Genomic DNA, 14,737 nt, shown 5'->3' with positions numbered 1-14,737 from the left:
GCGTGGATGCGGTCATCCAAACGCCAACAACTGCGGCTGCAACGCGTTGAAAATCCGCGCCAACCGCTCGGCCCATGCCTGCTGCCCGGCTTCATCGGCAATCAGGTCCTGGCGGATCTCCAGTTCCACATGCACCAGACCACGGCCTTCGCCGTGCACCGGCACCGCGTAGTCGCTGCTGCTGTTGACCGAATAGGGTTCGTTGTCGCCCACCACCAGGTCGCCTTCATCGCGCAGCGCCTGCAGCAAGGCGTGGGCAAAGCGCGTGTCCTGGTGGTACAGCACGCCGGCATGCCAGGGACGCTCAACGCCGTTCATCACTGGGGTGAAACTGTGCATCATCACCAGCAGCGTCGGCCGTGCCGCATCGCGGCGCGTATCCAGTTCGGCATCGATACGTGCATGGTAGGGCGCGTGGATCGCATCGATGCGCTGCTGCCGCTGCGCGGGCGACAGCCCGGCATTGCCCGGCACCACGGTGTGGTCGCTGACCTCGGGGATCAGCGTGGGCGAAACCAGCGGGCGGTTGCAGTCGATCAGCAGCCGCGAATAGGTCTGCTCGATCGCCCACGCATCCAGCCGCTCGGCCAATGCACGGGTGGTGCCGCCGATGCCGATGTCCCAGCCGATATGGCGGTCCAGTTCGGTCTGCGGCAATCCAAGATCGGCCAGCGCACGCGGTACCCGCTGGCCTGCATGATCGGCCAGCAGCAGGAACGGCGAAGCGCCCTGCGCACGGTGCACGCTGAAGATCGCCGGATCGTCGGCACCCAGCAGCGCCGGCAGCGCGTGCAGGCCGGCATCAGCCACGGGGGCGGCCGTCCAGATGGTGCTCGATCATCCACAGGCCGGCCCACAGCTTGGCATCGGCTTCATAGCCTTCGGCCATTTTCTGCACCAGCCAGGCGGCCGCCTGCGTGCGTGGGATCTCATGCACGGTGATGTCCTCGCTCTCGTCGCCGCCGCCTTCGCCGATGCGACGCAGGCCGGTGGCACGGACGAAGGCGATCTTCTCGCTGCTGGCACCGGAGGAGGTAGGACCGATCATCAGCACTTCGGCGTGCTCGGCGGTCCAGCCGGTTTCCTCTTCTAGTTCGCGTACCGCGGAAACTTCGATCGACTCGCCCGCATCGATGTCGCCGACCAGCCCGGCCGGCATCTCGATGGTCGGTGCCTGCAGCGGTACGCGGAACTGTTCGACGAACAGCACCTTGTCCTCGGGGGTGACGGCGATGATGATCGCGGCCAGGCCACCGGCGTGGGTGCGCTCGCTGTATTCCCAGGTGCCGCGCACCACCATGCGCTGGTATTTGCCTTCGTAGACGACACGCGGTGCTTCGGTGTTGCGCTGGCTCATGCGGGCTCGCTGGAAGTGGGAGAAGTGGGAACGGGGTCGGAAATGCCGGCGGCATTGAACAGCCGACGACGGGTCATGGGGCCGAAGCGCAGGGTCTGGCACAGGCCGCCAAGCAGCTCTGGATCGGCCGCCTGGCGCGGCATGCCGGGCTGGCAGCCTTCCAGTGGGGCGTCCAGTGCGATGGTGGTCAGCTGGCGCCAGAGCTGCGCATGTTCGCGCTGCTCACGCAGGCGCACCGCCATCTGGGCCGCGCCGCGCAGGCGCAGGAACGGCACTTCGTCCAGGCGTTCGTACAGCACGTCCATGCTGCCGAAATGGGCCAGCAGCACGGCTGCCGATTTGGCGCCGACACCGCTGATCCCCGGAATGTTGTCGACCGCATCGCCACACAGCGCTAGGTAGTCGGCGATCTGGTGCGCGTGCACGCCGTGCCTGGCCTTTACCCCGGCCACGTCCCAGCGCTGGTTGCGTGCGTAGTCCCATTGCTCGTCATGGTCGAGCAGCAACTGCGACAGGTCCTTGTCGGCGGAAATGATCACGCCGCGATGGCTGTTGCGATGGCCATGCAGGGCGCTGCCGATCAGGTCGTCGGCTTCGTAATCATGGTGGGCCAGCACCGCCAGGCCCAGTGCCGCGCACAGCGCCTTGCAGTGCACGAACTGGCGCTTGAGCGCCTCTGGCGCCGGATCGCGGTTGGCCTTGTAGGCCGGGTACAGGCGGTGGCGGAAGCCGCTGTCGAGCGCTTCATCGAAGGCGATGGCGATGTGCCGCGGACGCTCGCGCTCAAGCAGGTCCAGCAGGAAGCGGGCGAAACCATGCACGGCGTTGGTCGGCCAGCCCTGGCTGTCCTGGAATTCGTCCGGCAGCGAATGCCAGGCGCGGAACACGTAGATGCTGGCGTCGACCAGGTACAGCGGCGGCGGTGCCGGCAGGCTCATGCCGGCGGGGTCCAGTCACGCAGCAGGGCCGCCGGGTCCGGGCGCTCGCGCTCAGGCACCTCGGCCTTGGGCGTGCCGATGTGGATGAAGCCGGCAATGCCTTCGCCCTCGGCCAGCCCCAGATGGGCGTGCACGGCGGGATCAAAGGCCATCCATGCGGTCAGCCACTGCGCGCCGAAGCCCAGCGCCTGGGCCGCCTGCAACAGGGCAAAGCACACGCAGCCAGCGGTCATCAGCTGTTCCTGCGCGGGCACTTTCGGGTCCGGGCGCGGGCTGGCTACCACCACGATCACCAGGGGTGCGTGGCTGAAGCGCTGGCGGTCCTTCTCGAACACGGCGTCGCCGGCATGCGGATCGCGCTCACGGCTGCGCGCGGCCAGAAAGTCGCCCAGAGTGTGACGTGCATCGCCGGCGATCTTCAGGAAGCGGAACGGCACGCGCTTGCCGTGGTCGGGCACGCGCACCGCCGAGGTCAGCATCCGCTGCAGGGTGGCCGGGTCTGGTCCGGGCTCGCCCAGTTGCCGCGAGGGCACCGAGCGGCGGGCATCCAGGGCAAGCAGGGCAGCAGGGTCGGGCATGGAGTCTGAACCGGTCATCACGGGTCGCTGATTATAGTCGGGGAGGTAGATGACGCCGTTTGTGTCGCGTCAGACCCCTGAATAGCAAACTGTGATGAACATCATGCCACTGGCGGATCACGGAGCCCCGCTTCCCCTCGCCTCGCAGGCCCTGCACGGCTTACGATACGTAATATTGCCGGGCCGCCGTTCATGAGGTTTGAAGTGAGGACTGTTTCACTGTCCGTGATGGGCTGGCCGGCCTACCATCGAGGGACCGGTGCATGGGGTGCACCGGCCGTCGCGATGTCCATGATGTCTGTCGCACCAGAGAAGGTGGGGAGCCTTCCCGAATGATGAGCGCGCCCACTCCGATGGGATCGCCGGGCCGTGACCCGGCCCAGCTCCAGCTTGCCCGGGACATCGTCCTGCCGGCGTTGTGCCAGGCCTTTGGCGCGGCACTGGCCCGCTTCGATGATGCCCTGTTCGACCGTGCCGGCAATGCCGGCTCGTCGCAGTTGCTGTTCCTGGACGCGATGCGCGAGCTGCGCCGCCGCCGTGAGGAGATTGCCGGTGCCTTCGCCGGCCATCTCGGCCATGCCTGGGCCGGCCTGGCTGCAGGCGAGCCCGTCTCTGCCGAGCTGACCCTGTCCGGACAGGCCCAGGACGGCCTGAGCCTGGTGCCGGAACATGTACTGGAATCGCGGTTGGCGGTGCGCAACTTCGCCACCGTGCTGCTGCGCGACTTCAAGCCGGTGCTGGCGCGGCTCGACCGTCGCCTGGGCTGGCTGGGCGGCGGTATCGACCTCGATGCCGACCGCAACCCGATCAGCCCCGAGCATCTGGGCGTGGCCATCCACGAAGCCTTCGCCGGCTGTGAGCTGGCCCCGGAAGTACACCTGGTGCTGATCAAGCTGTGCGAGCGCGACATGCGCGCGCCGGTGGGCCGCATCTACGAAAAGCTGGACGAGCACCTGGCCGCGGCCGGGGTGATGTCGCAGATGGGTGCCCCGCGCCGACCACTGGCGCCGGCCCCGACGCAGCACGTTGCGCATGGCCTGGATGATCTGGTCGAGCAGCGCACGGCACCTGGCTTCGACAACGAATTCAATGACGACGAACAGGCCGCACCGGCCTGGGCGCAGCGATTCGCCGCGCGCTGGTCGGAGCGTCGTGGCCACATGCAGCAACACGCGGGTGGCGAAGAGAGCCCGTCCGGTGAAGCCTATTCCGGCCAGCAGGGCATGCTGCTGGAGGCCCTGCACGAACTGCTGCAGCAGACCCGCCACGTGCGCGAGGACGCGACCTCTGCGGCGCAGGTCGCGGTCGGCCAGCATCGCCCGTTGAGCCAGCGCGAAATGATGTCCGTACTGTCGCTGCTGCAGGCCACGCCCAGTGCGACCCTGCGCGCGGCGATCGGCGAGGACGGCGAATCCCTGGCGCAGCGCTTGAAGAGCGAAGTGCTGTCCAGCGCCACCCGGCTGGGTGTCGATCCGGGCCAGACCCGGCTGGACGCGCAGGACGAGGATGCGATCGACCTGGTCGGCATGCTGTTCGATGTGATGCTCGATGAGCGCGAGCTGGAAGGCCGCTCGCGTGAGCTGATCGGCCGTCTGGTGGTTCCGTTCGTGAAGGTGGCGATGCTGGATCGCCGCATGTTCGTGCAGAAGACCCACCCGGCGCGCAAGCTGCTCAACTCGCTGGCCGAAGCCTGCGAGGGCAACACCGGCGAAAGCCAGGCCGAACGCATGCTGATGGCCAAGGTCGAAGAAATCATCGAGCGGTTGGTCGCCGAGTTCAACGAGAACCTGGCAATCTTCCTGACCCTGGAAGAAGAGTTCCGCGATTTCCTGGTACAGCACCGCCGTCGCGTGGAAATCGCCGAGCGTCGGGCCGCCGAGACCCAGCGCGGCCAGGAAAAGCTGGAAATGGCCCGTACCCGTGCCGGTGCCGAACTGGATCGTCGCATCGGCGACGCCACCCTGCCGCCGGCGATCGCCGAATTCCTGCGCCAGCCCTGGCAGCACCATCTGACCTTGGCGCTGCTGCGCGAGGGCGAGGAGGGGGCTTCGGTGGCCGAAGCGCTGACGTTGGCCGATGGCCTGCTGGAGGAAGTGGCCGAGGCGCGCCGGCAGATTGTAGGCAAGCCGTGGCTGCAGGCCTGGCAGCCGCTGCTGGCCAAGGTGTTTGCCAGCGTCGGCGTGCATGGCGACGCAGCCACCGCCGCCGTCGATGCGCTGCACGACACATTGCAGGGCATCGCCGAATCGCGACCGGAGCTGCAGCGCGCGTTGCCTGAGCTGCCGCAGGTGGTGCTGCCCGCACCGCCGGCACCGGAAACGCCGGCCGTGGAGCTGGGCAGTAGCTTCAATACCGACGATTTCGACAACGCCGATGCCGATCGCTTCCGCCGGATGGAAATCGGCAACTGGCTGGACTTCGTCGACAAGGATGGCAAGGTGCAGGCCGGCAAGCTGTCCTGGATCAGCCCGATTTCCGCGCGCCTGCTGTTCGTCAACCGTCGTGGCGTGCGCTTCTGCGTGGCCTCGCCCGAGGAGCTGGCGGTGATGGTGCGGTTGGGTCGCCTGCGTCCCCACGTCGACGATGGCGCCTTCGACAGCGCCATGCAGGGCGTGCTTGACCGCCTCGACCCGGGTGGTGCGACGCTGCACTGAGCCGCGTACGCCTGCTAGGATCGGACCCACTCACCGATCAGCGGGAATCTGCATGGCCGTGGCGTTGCTGGGGATCAAGGAGACCGCGCCGGGCGAACGACGCGTTGCGCTCACGCCGGAGACGGCGCGCAAGCTCGGTGCGCTGGGCATCACCGTGTGGTATCAGCCCGGTGCGGGCCAGGCCGCCGGTTTCACCGATGCCGCCTACGACGACGCAGGTGCCCGTGCCTTCGATGCCGCCCGTTGGGCCGAGATCGACATCCTGCTGTGCGTGCAGGCGCCAGCGGCAGAGGTGCTGGCCCAGCTCAAGCCAGGCGCCAGCGTGGTCGGTCTGCTGACCCCGGCGGCTGACCCGGCGTTGGCCGCATTGGCTTCGGATGACCGCCTGCACCTGTTCCCGCTGCAGCAGTTGCCGCGCACCACGCGCGCGCAGGCGATGGACGTACTCAGTTCGCAGGCGGGCATGGCCGGCTACAAGGCGGCATTGATCGCTGCCGAACGTGCGCCGCGTTTCTTCCCGATGCTGACCACTGCCGCCGGTACCGTGCGTCCAGCCAAGGTGCTGGTGATCGGCGCCGGTGTCGCCGGCCTGCAGGCCATTGCCACCTCGCGTCGCCTGGGTGCGCAGGTGGAGGGCTTCGACGTGCGCCCGGAAACCCGCGAGCAGATCCAGTCGCTCGGTGCGCGCTTCCTCGACCTCGGGGTAAGCGCGGTGGGCGAGGGCGGTTATGCGCGGGCGCTGACCGATGAAGAACGCGCCGATCAGCAGCGTCGCCTCGGCGAACATCTGCGCAGCGTGGACGTGGTGGTCTGCACTGCCGCCGTGCCGGGACGCCGTGCGCCGACGATCGTCACCGCCGCGATGGTCGAAGGCATGGCTGCAGGCAGCGTGATCGTCGATCTGGCCGCCGAGAGCGGTGGCAACTGCGAACTGACCCAGCCCGGCGAATGCATCGAGCACCAGGGCGTGACCATCGACGGTCCGCTGGGCCTGGCCAGCCGGGGCGCCACCCAGGCCAGCGAGATGTATGCGCGCAACCTGATGAACTTCGTCGCCCTGTTCGTGCGCGAAGGCCAGCTGGGCTTCGACTGGGAAGACGAACTGCTGGCCAAGACCCGCTGGCAGGCGTGAACCGGTAGCGCCGGTTGCCTCTCCGGTAGATCCACGCCATGCGTGGATGAGGGGCCCCGCGTGCGGATGGCGGGTTACCGCGGTTTCGCCGGCGGCGGGTTGTCGCGCACCCATTCCCTGCGTTCGTCCGCGCTCATCTGTGACCAGCGCTCGCGCATGGCATCGCGCTGGGCCGGGCTGAGGTCACGCATCTGGCCGAACAGCGCCCGGGCCTGCTCGCGTTGTTCCGGGCTCATGTGTTCGAAGCGGCGCAGGCCGCGGCGGGCCTTGTCGCGCTCTTCCGGGCTCATCGACTGCCAGCGCTGGCCGTGCGAGAGCATGCGCTGGCGCTGCGCGGCGTCGGCGCCGTTCCAGCGGTCACGCAGCGGCGCCAGCAGCGCTTCGCGCTGGGCCGGGCTCAGCTGTTCCCAGTTCGGCAGCGGCACGGCAGCCGCAGGGGCCGGCCGCGCGGCAGGCGCCGGTGCGGTGGTCTGCGCCAGAGCCGATGCAGCCGGCAGCAGGGTCAGGGCGATCAGCAGGGGCAGGGAGGGGTATCGCAACATGGTTCACTCCATCGCCAGGTCGTTGTCGCCCAGCCACAGGTACAGATCGGGATTCTCGTCGTACAGCACGCCATTGTCTTCTTCCGCCGCCACGATCGGCGCGGTGGCACCGCGCTGATGCTCGCCCGGGCCGACGAACTGGACACCGATGCCCAGCGCGATCACCAGCGAACAGGCGCTGGCCAGCCACCAGCGCCAGCGACCGGCGTGCGCCCTGGCAGCGCTGTGACGGGCACTACGCAGGCGTGCCAGCGTGGCCGGCGACAGCGCCTGCAACGACTGCGCATGCAGGCTGCGCAGGGCGTCATCGGAAGGCAGGGGGCGGTTCACAGGTGCATCTCCAGTTGATTCTGCAGCGCCTGTCGGGCGCGCGCCAGATGGGTCTTTACCGCGCCCTCGCTGCAGCCCATGGCGCGGGCGGTGGTGGCGCCGTCCAGGTCCTGCAGCACGCGCAGGGTGAAGGCTTCGCGCTGGCGGGCGGGCAGCGCGCGCAGTGCCTGTACCAGCTGCTGGTACTGCTGGCGCTGCTCGTGCGCCTGCGCGGGGTCCGGGCCGGGGTCGACCCAGTCGATCTCGCCACCGTCGGCGTCCTGGTTGTCGCGCCAGAACGGCAGGCGGAAGCGGCGGCGGCGCTGCAGGTCGATCACCCGTCGGCGCAGGATGCTCCAGAACAACGGCGCCCACTCGGCGGCCGGCTTGTCGGCGTAGTCCAGCATGCGCAGCAGCGCGTCCTGCACCGCATCCAGCGCGTCATCACGCTGGCGCAGGCCGGCCTCGGCGAAGCGGAAGGCGCGCGGCCCGACGCTGGCCAGGAACGCTTCCAGCGAGGCCGGAACGGCGTCGGCATCGATGGTTGAGGGGACAGGGCTGCTCACCAGCACAGGGTACGGTTCCTCGGCAGGGGTCACCATCGACAACGCGTGAGCGCGGTTGTGGTTGACCGGAACGCGCGCGGGGTTCAGCCCGTGGTTATGATGGGCCGACGAAGACAGAGCAGGAGCGTTGCCGGTGAGTGACGGGTTCGTGGCGCTGTACATCTTCATGTTGGCCGCGATTGCCGGCCACGTGATCATTTCCCGGGTCCCGGTGATCCTGCATACCCCGTTGATGTCGGGCTCCAACTTCATCCACGGCATCGTGCTGATCGGCGCGATGGTGGTGCTGGGGCACGCGCAGACACCGCTGGAGAAAATCCTCGGGTTCCTTGCCGTGGTGCTCGGCGCCGGCAACGCAGCCGGTGGCTATGTGGTCACCGCGCGCATGCTGGAAATGTTCAAGCCGAGCGTGCGCAAGACCGGCAACGATGAACCGAAGGAGCCACAGGCTTGAACATCAGCACCGTCGAACTGCTCGATTGGCTGGTCAAGGCCAGCTACCTGGTTGCCGCCACGTTGTTCCTGCTCGGCCTGCAGCGCATGGCCTCGCCGATGACCGCAAGCAGCGGTATCCGCTGGGCGGGGCTGGGCATGCTGCTGGCCACGGTGGCGACCTTCTTCCTGCCCGAACTGCACAACGTGCCGCTGATCCTGGTGGCACTGCTGCTGGGTGCCGGCCTGGCCTGGTGGTCGGCGGGCAAGGTCGCGGTCACCGACATGCCGCAGATGGTCGCGCTGTACAACGGCATGGGCGGTGGCTCGGCGGCGGCCATCGGTGCGGTGGAACTACTGCGCTATGCCTTCCTGGCCAACCGCGATACCACCCACTGGAGCGCGCAGGCGCTGGCCGACCTGGCCGCGCGCCAGCCGTCCGGCACGGTGCTGGTGCTGGCCGTGGTCGGCGCGGCGATCGGTGCTGTGTCGCTGTCCGGCTCGGTGATCGCCTGGGCCAAACTCGATGGCCGCCTCGACAAGCGCGTGACCTGGCCCGGCCAGCAGGTGATGAACCTGCTGGTGGCGCTGGCCGTAGTGGTGCTGGGCATCATCGCTGCAAGCACGCTCAGCACCTGGGCCATCGTTGCCTTCTTCGTGCTGGCGCTGGCGCTGGGCGTGTTGATGACGCTGCCGATCGGTGGCGCCGACATGCCCGTGGTGATCTCGCTGTACAACGCGTTCACCGGCCTGGCGGTGTCCTTCGAAGGCTACGTGCTGGGCAACGAAGCATTGATCATTGCCGGCATGATGGTCGGCGCAGCCGGCATCCTGCTGACCCGGTTGATGGCCAAGGCGATGAACCGGCCGATCCGCAACGTGCTGTTCTCCAATTTCGGCGGTGGCGCCGGGGGGGAAGCGCAGGCGATTTCCGGTTCGCAGAAGCCCATCGAAGCGGCCGACGTGGCCGCGATGATGGGCTTTGCCGAACGTGTGGTGATCGTGCCCGGCTATGGCATGGCCGTGGCCCAGGCCCAGCACAAGATCTGGGAACTGGCGCAGCGGTTGATCACGCGCGGGGTGAAGGTGAAGTTCGCCATCCACCCGGTGGCCGGGCGCATGCCCGGGCACATGAACGTGCTGCTGGCCGAAGCGGGTGTGCCGTATGACCTGATCGCGGACATGGACGACATCAATCCCGAATTCGCCACCACCGACGTGGTGCTGGTGATCGGCGCCAACGATGTGGTCAATCCGGTGGCGCGCACCGATCCGGCCAGCCCGATCTACGGCATGCCGGTGCTGGACGTGGTCAACGCGCGCAACGTGGTCGTGATCAAGCGCGGCAAGGGCACCGGCTTTGCCGGTATCGAGAATGCGCTGTTCTACGCCGACAACACGCGCATGCTGTATGGCGATGGTGCAGAGGCGGCGGCGTCGCTGGTCAGCGAACTGAAGGCGCTCGACGGCGGGCATTGAGGGTTGGGGTCGGATCCCTTTCCGCAGGAAAGGGCTCTGACCCCAGATCCAACCACCCATCCACGCGTGGCGTGGATCTACCAGGGCATCACCGGCGCGATCAATGCGCCAGCCACGCTCCAATCACAACGGCCACCGCCAGCCACAGCCATTCGACCACGCCATTGGCCAGGGTGATCAGCGTCCAGGCCAGGTGCGGGCCCATCCGCAGCGAGGCGTCCCACGGGTTCAGGCCCATCGAGCCGCCCATCCAGGCACTGGCGATGGCCCAGTTCGCGATGGCGGCCACCAGCAGCGTGCCCAGCACCACCAGGGCGATGCGCAGCTTGCCGGGGCCAAGTGTGCCCAGACGCAGCATGAACACCAGTTCCAGGGCGGTCAGTACCGCCATCCAGCCGACCGGACGGCCGGTGAACAGGGCGATCAGCATCCAGGCGAGGGGGGCGGTGGCCAGCGCCAGCAACAGCATGAAGGGCCAGAGCCAGGTAACGGTCCTGGCGCGTGCGGCATTGGAGGACATCGAAGCTCCTGAAGGTCACCCACAGGATACTGTGGTTTGCCGCAGTGCACCGGCGAGGGCCGGGCGCCTACGTTAGAATGCCGTCTTGCGTGGCTTCGGCCGCAGCCCCATATCGGTCCCCATGTATTCCCGTAGCAGCGAACCTGTCCACTTCGAACGCGATTGCGAGGCCGTGATGGTCCCGCAGGGCGACACCGTGACCCTGCCCGCCGGCAGCTATGGGTACATCACCCAGGCGTTGGGCGGCAGTTATTCGGTGTTCGTCGAGGGCAATCTGTTCCGCATCGCCGGCAAGGATGGCGATGCCATCGGCAAGGAAGCGCCGGCGCCGCTGGAGCTGCCCGACGATGCCAGCGACGAGCAGGTCGAACAACTGGTGTGGCAGCAGCTGCGCACCTGTTTCGACCCGGAAATTCCGGTGAACATCGTCGAACTGGGCCTGGTCTACGAGGTCGAGATCAAGCACCTGGACGAAGGGCAGCGCGAGATCGACGTGAAGATGACCCTGACCGCGCCCGCGTGCGGCATGGGCGACATCCTGGTCGACGACGTGCGCAGCAAGCTTGAAATGATCCCGACGGTGGCCGAGGCCGACGTCGAGCTGGTCTTCGATCCGCCGTGGAACCAGCACATGATGTCCGAGGCTGCGCGCCTCGAAACCGGCATGCTTTGACCCACGGCCCGCAGTGACGCGGGCCCGGCATTACCCGCAACCAGAACAGGAAATCTCCGGTGTCCCAGTCCATTCCCAGCTTCGCCGTCACCCGTTCGGACCACCCGCGCAGCGCTGAAGAGCGCGCCCAGATCCTGGAGAAGCCGGGCTTCGGCCTGCACTTCACCGACCACATGGTGGAAGTGCGCTGGGACAAGGACACCGGCTGGCACAACGCCAACGTGCGTGCCTATGGTCCGCTGCAGCTGGACCCGGCCGCGGCCGTGCTGCACTACGGCCAGGAGATCTTCGAGGGCATCAAGGCCTACCGCCATGCCGATGGTTCGATCTGGACCTTCCGCCCCGATGCCAACGGCCGTCGCCTGCAGCGTTCGGCGCAGCGCCTGGCGCTGCCGGAACTGCCGGTGGAGATCTTCGTCGAATCGCTGAAGCAGATGATCGCCGTCGACAGCGCCTGGGTGCCGTCGGCCGATGAGTCGAGCCTGTATTTCCGTCCGTTCATGATCGGCGATGAAGCCTTCCTTGGCGTGCGCGGCGCACACAAGGCCGGTTACTACGTGATCGCCAGCCCGGCCGGCCCGTACTTCGCCAAGGGCGTCGCCCCGGTGTCGATCTGGCTGTCCACCGAGTACGCGCGTGCGGCCAAGGGCGGCACCGGTGCGGCCAAGTGCGGTGGCAACTATGCCGCGTCGCTGCTGCCGCAGCAGAAGGCGCAGGCACAGGGCTGCTCGCAGGTGCTGTTCCTGGACCCGGTCGAAGGCAAGTATCTGGAAGAACTGGGCGGCATGAACGTGTTCCTGGTCTACAAGGACGGGACGCTGGTCACGCCGGAACTGTCCGGCAGCATCCTCGAGGGCATCACCCGCGAGAGCATCCTGCAGCTGGCCCGCGACCGCGGCATGAAGGTCGAAGAGCGCAAGGTCACCATTGACGAGTGGAAGCAGGGCGTGACCTCCGGCGAGATCGCTGAAGTGTTCGCCTGCGGTACCGCTGCGGTGGTCACCCCGATCGGCCAGCTGAAGGGCGAAGGCTTCTCGGTGGGCGACATCAATGCGCCGGCCGGCGAAGTGACCATGTCGCTGCGCAAGGAACTGACCGACATCCAGTACGGCCGCCTGCCGGACCGCCACGGTTGGCTGGTCAAGCTGGGTTGATCGCCTGCATTGAACTGTAGAGCCGAGCCCACGCTCGGCTGCTCCTCCGGAAAGCCCGTCCTTGTGACGGGCTTTCTGCGTTGTGAGCCTGGGGTCAGATCCCTTTTCCGCAGGAAAAGGGATCTGACCCCGAATCTACCGACGCCGATGTCAGCAAAGACATGATGAGACAGGACATTGCGCAGTCAGGTCTGTGCAGGTGACGCGAAAGTTCCTTCACCTTCACAAACCCTCGACCCGGAAAGTCTCAGATCCAACATTTCATCTTGCTGAAAAGACGCTGAAAATCTTGTGGTGTCCGGTTTGAGCCACTAGCGTCATCAACACAGCGGATGGTCAGGGGAATCCGCTGGCTCGCCGGACCCGAACCTCGCCATTGCAAGCCAGCCCACGGTTCAGGCCGGTGCTTCTGCCGATTCCGGCATTCCTACCATTAGAAGGGAAATCCGATGTCCCAGGTAACGCAACCGCGTGTGCGTCGTGTGTGGGTGGTCCTTGGTGCGTCCGTCCTGTCATCGCTGCTGCTGGCCACGCCTGCGCTGGCCGGTGATGTCCAGCTCAGCGGCCTGCAGTCCGCGCCGACCCATCAGCGGTTCATCGTGAAGTACCGCGACGGCAGTGCGCCGGTGGCCAACACCACCGCACTCGCCTCTTCGCTGAAGACCGCTGCTGCCGGCATCGCCAGCAGCCAGGGCCGCGCGCTGGGCCTGCAGCAGGTCCGCAAGCTCGCTGTCGGCTCCACCGTGGTCAGGACCGACCGTGCACTGGACCAGGCCGACGCCGAACTGCTGATGCGCAAGCTCGCCGCCGACCCGAACGTGGAATACGTCGAAGTCGACCAGATCATGCGCCCGACGCTGACCCCGAACGACACCCGCTTCAGCGAGCAGTGGGGCTTCGGTACGTCCAACGCGTCGATCAACGTGCGCCCGGCCTGGGACAAGGCCACCGGCACCGGCGTGGTCGTGGCCGTGATCGATACCGGCATCACCAACCATGCCGACCTCAACGCCAACATCCTGCCCGGCTATGACTTCATCAGCGACGCGGCGATGGCGCGCGATGGTGGTGGCCGTGACAGCAATCCCAACGACGAGGGTGACTGGTACGGCGACAACGAGTGCCAGGCCGGTTACCCGGGCTCGAACTCCAGCTGGCATGGCACCCACGTGGCCGGCACGGTCGCTGCGGTGACCAACAACAGCACCGGCGTGGCCGGTACCGCCTTCAATGCCAAGGTCGTGCCGGTGCGCGTGCTCGGCAAGTGCGGCGGCTATACCTCCGATATCGCCGACGCTATCGTCTGGGCCTCCGGCGGCACGGTCAGCGGTGTGCCGGCCAACGCCAATCCGGCCGAGGTCATCAACCTCTCACTGGGCGGCGGCGGCAGCTGCTCGACCACCTACCAGAACGCCATCAACGGCGCGGTCGGCCGTGGCACCACCGTGGTGGTCGCTGCCGGCAACAGCAATACCAACGTGTCCTCGTCGGTTCCGGCGAACTGCCCGAACGTGATCGCGGTTGCCGCGACCACCTCGGCAGGTGCACGTGCCAGCTTCTCCAACTACGGCACCGGCATCGACATCTCCGCACCGGGCCAGGGCATCCTGTCCACCCTCAACAGCGGCACCACCACCCCGGGCAGCGCCAGCTATGCGTCCTACAACGGCACCTCGATGGCGGCGCCGCACGTGGCTGGCGTCGTTGCGCTGATGCAGTCGGTGGCACCGAGCCCGCTCAGCCCGGCGCAGGTGGAAAGCATCATCAAGAGCACGGCGCGTCCGCTGCCGGGTGCGTGCTCGGGGGGTTGCGGCGCCGGCATCATCGACGCCGATGCCGCGGTGACAGCCGCGATCAACGGCACCACGCCCAACCCGGGTGGCACCGTGCTGCAGAACAACGTGCCGGTCACCGGCCTTGGCGCGGCCAGCGGCGCATCGCTCAGCTACACCGTCAACGTCCCGGCTGGCAGCGCGCAGCTGCGCGTGGCGATCAGCGGCGGCAGCGGTGACGCCGACCTGTACCTGCGCCAGGGCAGTGCCCCGACCGACACCGTCTACACCTGCCGCCCGTACCTGAGCGGCAACAACGAGACCTGCACCGTCAACAGCCCCGCTGCCGGCGTATGGCACGTGCGGGTGAAGGCGTACAGCACCTTCTCGGGCGTGACCCTCAACGCCCAGTACTGAGCCCAAGCCCCTCTCCATGGGCACGCCCCGGCCTCGGCCGGGGCGTTTTTTTTAGGGGCGGCGAAGCGGAGAAAGCAATGTGCAGCAGTGCATTTGCTCTTGCTCTGCCCTTGACCTTGCTGGCCGCGCATCGGCAACTGTCTGGAGAGGCTCAGGCTCCCATCGCAGGACCGTTGGCGCCATGGATGGCGCCATCGAGCCCCCATGGATGGGT

The 14,737-nt window shown here is 67.4% G+C and carries 15 protein-coding genes; 7 read left to right on the top strand and 8 right to left on the bottom strand.

Features of this window, described 5'->3' with window-relative positions; genetic code table 11:
- Positions 1-12 precede the first annotated feature (12 nt).
- Genes AC27VL_RS11950 through AC27VL_RS11935 form a run of 4 tightly spaced genes read right to left on the bottom strand, consistent with a single transcriptional unit; the run spans position 13 to position 2,873 of the window.
- The gene (locus AC27VL_RS11950) at positions 13-810 is read right to left on the bottom strand and encodes an N-formylglutamate amidohydrolase (RefSeq protein ID WP_488766593.1); all 798 of its coding nucleotides are present in this window, start codon (positions 808-810) and stop codon (positions 13-15) included.
- A complete protein-coding gene (locus AC27VL_RS11945; protein WP_100551621.1) occupies positions 803-1,357 on the bottom strand; it encodes an NUDIX hydrolase in 555 nt (184 codons plus the stop codon). Before AC27VL_RS11945 ends, AC27VL_RS11950 begins: the two co-directional genes overlap by 8 nt.
- The gene (locus AC27VL_RS11940) at positions 1,354-2,295 is read right to left on the bottom strand and encodes a 5'-3' exonuclease (protein ID WP_100551622.1); all 942 of its coding nucleotides are present in this window, start codon (positions 2,293-2,295) and stop codon (positions 1,354-1,356) included. The genes AC27VL_RS11945 and AC27VL_RS11940 overlap by 4 nt, the downstream gene beginning before the upstream one ends.
- Positions 2,292-2,873 carry a nitroreductase family protein gene (locus tag AC27VL_RS11935; protein WP_205406449.1) on the bottom strand — a complete coding sequence of 194 codons (582 nt, stop codon included), beginning with the start codon at positions 2,871-2,873 and terminating at the stop codon, positions 2,292-2,294. The genes AC27VL_RS11940 and AC27VL_RS11935 overlap by 4 nt, the downstream gene beginning before the upstream one ends.
- 332 nt (positions 2,874-3,205) lie before the next feature.
- Here AC27VL_RS11935 and AC27VL_RS11930 point away from each other — a divergent pair, with 332 nt between their 5' ends.
- Together AC27VL_RS11930 and AC27VL_RS11925 are read left to right on the top strand one after the other, a co-directional pair.
- A complete protein-coding gene (locus AC27VL_RS11930) occupies positions 3,206-5,527 on the top strand; it encodes a PacR family protein (RefSeq protein WP_180166814.1) in 2,322 nt (773 codons plus the stop codon).
- A gap of 52 nt (positions 5,528-5,579) precedes the next feature.
- On the top strand, positions 5,580-6,659 hold the full coding sequence (locus AC27VL_RS11925) for an NAD(P) transhydrogenase subunit alpha (protein WP_488766590.1): 1,080 nt from the start codon (positions 5,580-5,582) through the stop codon (positions 6,657-6,659).
- Between the two features lie 74 nt (positions 6,660-6,733).
- On the opposite strand, the gene AC27VL_RS11920 is transcribed toward AC27VL_RS11925, so the two are convergent.
- The 3 genes from AC27VL_RS11920 to AC27VL_RS11910 are packed head-to-tail and all read right to left on the bottom strand — an operon-like array spanning position 6,734 to position 8,112.
- Entirely contained in the window at positions 6,734-7,201 is a 468-nt protein-coding gene (locus AC27VL_RS11920; RefSeq protein WP_488766588.1) for a DUF3106 domain-containing protein, read from the bottom strand.
- Between the two features lie 3 nt (positions 7,202-7,204).
- On the bottom strand, positions 7,205-7,531 hold the full coding sequence (locus tag AC27VL_RS11915) for a hypothetical protein (protein ID WP_488766586.1): 327 nt from the start codon (positions 7,529-7,531) through the stop codon (positions 7,205-7,207).
- Complete coding sequence (locus AC27VL_RS11910; protein ID WP_488766585.1) at positions 7,528-8,112, bottom strand: RNA polymerase sigma factor; 585 nt, start codon at positions 8,110-8,112, stop codon at positions 7,528-7,530. Before AC27VL_RS11910 ends, AC27VL_RS11915 begins: the two co-directional genes overlap by 4 nt.
- A 97-nt stretch (positions 8,113-8,209) precedes the next feature.
- On the opposite strand from AC27VL_RS11910, the gene AC27VL_RS11905 reads away from it, so the two are divergent.
- Both AC27VL_RS11905 and AC27VL_RS11900 read left to right on the top strand, forming a co-directional pair.
- Complete coding sequence (locus AC27VL_RS11905) at positions 8,210-8,530, top strand: NAD(P) transhydrogenase subunit alpha part 2 (protein WP_089238935.1); 321 nt, start codon at positions 8,210-8,212, stop codon at positions 8,528-8,530.
- A complete protein-coding gene (locus tag AC27VL_RS11900) occupies positions 8,527-9,987 on the top strand; it encodes an NAD(P)(+) transhydrogenase (Re/Si-specific) subunit beta (protein ID WP_025877971.1) in 1,461 nt (486 codons plus the stop codon). The genes AC27VL_RS11905 and AC27VL_RS11900 overlap by 4 nt, the downstream gene beginning before the upstream one ends.
- 100 nt (positions 9,988-10,087) lie before the next feature.
- Here AC27VL_RS11900 and AC27VL_RS11895 read toward each other — a convergent pair whose 3' ends face one another.
- Positions 10,088-10,507, bottom strand: a complete 420-nt coding sequence (locus AC27VL_RS11895; RefSeq protein ID WP_488766582.1) for a hypothetical protein — start codon at positions 10,505-10,507, stop codon at positions 10,088-10,090.
- Positions 10,508-10,628: 121 nt separating this feature from the next.
- Between AC27VL_RS11895 and sufT the strand changes: the two genes are divergently transcribed.
- From sufT to AC27VL_RS11880, 3 genes are all read left to right on the top strand, one after another.
- Complete coding sequence (sufT, locus tag AC27VL_RS11890; RefSeq protein ID WP_025877975.1) at positions 10,629-11,180, top strand: putative Fe-S cluster assembly protein SufT; 552 nt, start codon at positions 10,629-10,631, stop codon at positions 11,178-11,180.
- A gap of 59 nt (positions 11,181-11,239) precedes the next feature.
- Complete coding sequence (locus tag AC27VL_RS11885; RefSeq protein ID WP_447944678.1) at positions 11,240-12,334, top strand: branched-chain amino acid aminotransferase; 1,095 nt, start codon at positions 11,240-11,242, stop codon at positions 12,332-12,334.
- 449 nt (positions 12,335-12,783) lie between these two features.
- On the top strand, positions 12,784-14,523 hold the full coding sequence (locus tag AC27VL_RS11880) for a S8 family peptidase (protein ID WP_100551629.1): 1,740 nt from the start codon (positions 12,784-12,786) through the stop codon (positions 14,521-14,523).
- The last annotated feature ends 214 nt before the right edge of the window (positions 14,524-14,737 follow it).

Source organism: Stenotrophomonas sp. 14P6.2.3 (genome assembly GCF_057799055.1).
The sequence above is the reverse complement of the archived record's forward strand: the minus strand, read 5'-3'. Positions and strand labels throughout refer to the sequence as shown.